The sequence below is a fragment of the Streptomyces botrytidirepellens genome (genome assembly GCF_003721215.1).
In the GTDB taxonomy this organism is placed as follows: Bacteria; Actinomycetota; Actinomycetes; order Streptomycetales; family Streptomycetaceae; genus Streptomyces; species Streptomyces himastatinicus.
Window position 1 is genome coordinate 1 of sequence record NZ_RIBZ01000580.1, and the last position, 3,710, is coordinate 3,710.

Consider the following 3,710-nt stretch of genomic DNA (forward strand, 5'->3'; position numbering starts at 1 on the left):
GCCGCGACGCCGACGGCCGCCCCGGGCGGGGCGGGCGGCGCGGGCGGCGCGGTGTCCGTCGCGGGCGCCGAGAAACTGATGGGCGCTCAGAGCACCCTGCTGCCACTGGCGTTCCTGGAGAGCGGGCTGCGGGCGGCGCGCGCCGTCGGGCTGTTGCGGGACGATGTGGAGGCCCTGGGCACCGGCTTCCTGGTGGCGGGCGACTTCGTCGTCACCGCAGGCCATGTCCTCCCCGACGCGGCGTCCGCCGCCGGAGCCCATCTCGTCCTCGGCTATCAGGAGGGACCGGGTGGCGAGATCGTCGGGGGGACGTCGCACGCCCTCGCCCCGGACCTCGGCTTCGCCACCTCCGAGCGCCATGACCTCACCGTCGTCCGCGCCCGGGAGCCGCTGACCGAGGAGTGGGGCGCGCTCACCCTCGCCCCGCCCCGGGCGCCGAAGCTGCAACGGGTCAACATCGTCCAGCACCCCGGCGGCGCCCCCAAGAAGATCGCGCTCTACCACAACGTGGTCACCCACGCCGAGGAGCACCGGGTCCTCTACCTCACCGACACCCTCCCCGGCTCCTCCGGCTCCCCGGCCTTCGACGACCGGTGGCGGGTCGCCGCCGTGCACCGCGCGGGCGGACACCTCCCGGCCCCCGACGGCAGCGGGCACGTGTACAGCAACGAGGGCGTCCCGGTGCGATGGCTGGCCGAGCTGCTCGTCACCCTCACCACCTGAGGGCACGGTGAGCGTGGCACTTCCCATCGGGCCGGAACGCGAGGTCCTGGCCGAGCGGGCGCGCGTCCAGTGGTGCCCCGACTTCGCGGCGGAGCTGGCCCGCCGCCTGGAGAGCGCCGACCGCGCCCAGCTCCTGCTCGCCCGCGCCGGGATCGAGGTCGACTGGCCCGCGGACCGCGGCGGCCCGCTGGGAGCGCTGCTGTACCGCGCGTTCCAGCACCGGGTGCACCGGCCCGACGTCATGCGGCGGCTGTTCGACGCCCTGGAGCGGGAGTACGACGCGCCGCCCTGGGTGACCGAGCTGCGGCACGGCTACGACGCCCTCCCCGGCAGCGACCCGGCCCCGCTCCCTACCGTCGCCGCCGGGCTGCTCGACGCCGACGAGCGCCGGGACCTCGACGCGCTGCTGGCCGACCCCCGCTGCCCCACCGACCCGGCCCAGCTGTGCGAGGTGCTCTGGGCCGCGGCCTCGTCCCTGGGGTTGCTGGTGGCCAAGGACGGCCTGCTCGCCGCCGAACAGGCCGCGAGCGTGACCGCACTCGTCGACGACCTGGACGCGCGCAACAGCCCCGACACCCGGGTGCCGCCGCTGCTCGTCTTCCTGGAACACCTCGCCGCCCGCGCGGAGGACCCCGTGGGCGACGAACTACGGGTCTGGATCGACACCGTGGCCCACCGCCGCACCGGCCGGATGCCCGCCGCGCGGCTCACCGCCGAGCGCGACGCCGCCACCTCCGCGGCCGAGGCCCCGGCGCCCCCGTACACCAGCTGCCTGGTCCGGGCCGAGCGCTGCGACCCCGGCGGCGACCGCTACCGGCTCGCCGCCTGGCTCTACCGCGGGGGCCGTTGTCTGGGCGTCAAGCTCCAGGACGACACCCCGCACCCGGTGGAGGCGATACCCGCCGCGGCCGAGGTGCTGATCGCCCGGCTCCAGCCCTTCGTCCAGCACCTCGACCTCGAGTCCCTGCTGTTCGAGTTCCTGCTGCCGTGGGAGGCGCTCGGCTGGCCGGTCGACGAGTGGAACCTGCGGGGCGGTGGCGAGATGCCCGCACCCCGTCCCATCGGCCGCTGCGGTCCGGTCGTCGTCCGCTCCCTGGACCGGCTGCGGGACGGCTGGTCCACCGCCCAGTGGCTGGCCCGCTGGGAGCGGCTGGGCGAGCCGCCCGCCGGTGACGGCCCGCCGCCCGGGCCGCACTGGCTGCACGGCGACGGCACCCCGGACGGGGAGACCGAGCCGGACCGCCCGGCCGACGGCCCTCCCGAGCCGGAGTGCGAACCCCTGGTCGCGGACGCCTCCGCCCTCCCGGCGCTCGCCGGGCGGCTGGCCTCCCGCAAGGACATCAGCTGCCTGTTCCTCACCTACCCCTATCCGTGCCTCCCCGTCGTCCCGGACGCCCTCCAGTGCGCCATCCAGGAGGGCGTGCCCGCCGCCGTGTGGTGGCGGCCCGGCCCGGACGGCGCCGCCCCGCCCGGACGGCCCCGGCGGGTGGCCGACCTCGTCGCCCTGGACGGGGGCCTGGCCGGGCTGCCCGGCACCGTACTGGCGCTGCGCCAACAGGCGGCGCAGTGCCCGGAGGAGGCCCACGACGGGACCGGCATCGCGGTCCTGTGGGACAACCCTGGCTGGCACCCCGAACGACTCAGACGACTCGGCGGCCCGCGGGCCCACCAAGGAGGCATGCGATGAACGCGGACGACCGGCAGCCGCCCGTCACCGACCACGAACGGCCCCGGCCGCCCGCCTGGTGGATCTACTACGGCGACGGCGTCCGCCGCACCGACTGGACCCTGCCCGACCCCCCGCCCTGGCGCCGCTTCAACGGCTCCCGCCCCGAAGCCGACGAGGGCCGCGCGTCGGCGGTCGAGCCCTGCTGCGACGGCCACACCGCGGAGGGCCCCGGCCGCACCGGCGTCGCCACCACCTACCGCGCCGAGCCCGAAGAGGCCCGGATGGTCAACGCCGCCATCCATCTGCGCCGCCCGCTCCTGGTCACCGGCAAACCCGGCACCGGAAAGTCCACCCTCGCCCATGGCATCGCCCATGAACTGGGCCTCGGCCGCGTCCTCCACTGGTCCGTCACCAGCCGCACCACCCTTGCCGACGGGCTGTACGCGTACGACGCCATCGGCCGCCTCCAGGACGAGGGACGCACCGAGGCCACCGCCGCCACCCGGACGCCGAAGGGCACGGGCCTCGCCGACACCGGTAAGGCCCCCCTCGACATCGGAAAATATGTGCGGCTCGGTCCCCTCGGCACCGCGCTGCTCCCCTCCGACCGCCCCCGCGTCCTGCTCATCGACGAGCTCGACAAGGGCGACGTCGACCTGCCCAACGACCTGCTCTCGGTGCTGGAGGACGGGCAGTTCACCATCCCCGAACTCCAGCGGTACCCCGTCTGCGACGTCCATGTGATGACCGACGACGGGCTGCGCCGCGAGCCGGTCCGGCACGGGCAGGTGCGCTGCGCCGAGTTCCCCCTCGTGGTCCTCACCAGCAACGGCGAGCGCGAGTTCCCGCCCGCGTTCGTCCGCCGCTGCGTCCGGCTGGACATCCGGCCGCCGTCCCGGCAGAAGCTGGAGCGCATCGTCGAAGCCCATCTCGGCGCGGACGTGCTGAGCGCCTCCGGGCCACGGCTGGAGAGCTTCGCGAAGGACCTGACGGAGGGCCGCAAACTCCTCGCCACCGACCAGCTGCTCAACACCCTCCGGCTGGAACACACCGCCGAGCACGCCGACGACCCCGAATGGCCCACGGTCCTGCGCGAACTCCTGCGCCCGCTGAACGACATGGCATGACCGACATCACCGAGGCGCTCGCCCTGGCGAGGCGATGCAGCGGCGACGAGGACCTGACGGTGCGCGAGGTCGCCGAACTCCTCTGGCTGGCCGGGCAGATCACCCCCGCCCGGCCGCCCGCCGCCGCGCCCCCGGACCCGCCACCGGGCGACCGTCCCGCACCCCCGCCCGCACCACCGGCCCCGACGCCC

General features: G+C 75.7%; 4 protein-coding genes. All 4 read left to right on the forward strand.

The features are described 5' to 3' along the window. Positions 1–723: trypsin-like serine peptidase (locus EEJ42_RS33115; RefSeq protein ID WP_148082108.1), on the forward strand; the 723-nt coding region annotated here is incomplete at its 5' end. A gap of 13 nt (positions 724–736) precedes the next feature. After that, positions 737–2,410, forward strand: a complete 1,674-nt coding sequence (locus EEJ42_RS33120; protein WP_148082109.1) for a VMAP-C domain-containing protein — start codon at positions 737–739, stop codon at positions 2,408–2,410. Beyond that, the gene (locus EEJ42_RS33125) at positions 2,407–3,519 is read left to right on the forward strand and encodes an AAA family ATPase (RefSeq protein WP_123105697.1); all 1,113 of its coding nucleotides are present in this window, start codon (positions 2,407–2,409) and stop codon (positions 3,517–3,519) included. The genes EEJ42_RS33120 and EEJ42_RS33125 overlap by 4 nt, the downstream gene beginning before the upstream one ends. Next, the coding region (locus EEJ42_RS51295) for a hypothetical protein (RefSeq protein WP_184503395.1) at positions 3,516–3,710 on the forward strand (195 nt) is incomplete at its 3' end. The genes EEJ42_RS33125 and EEJ42_RS51295, both read left to right, overlap by 4 nt.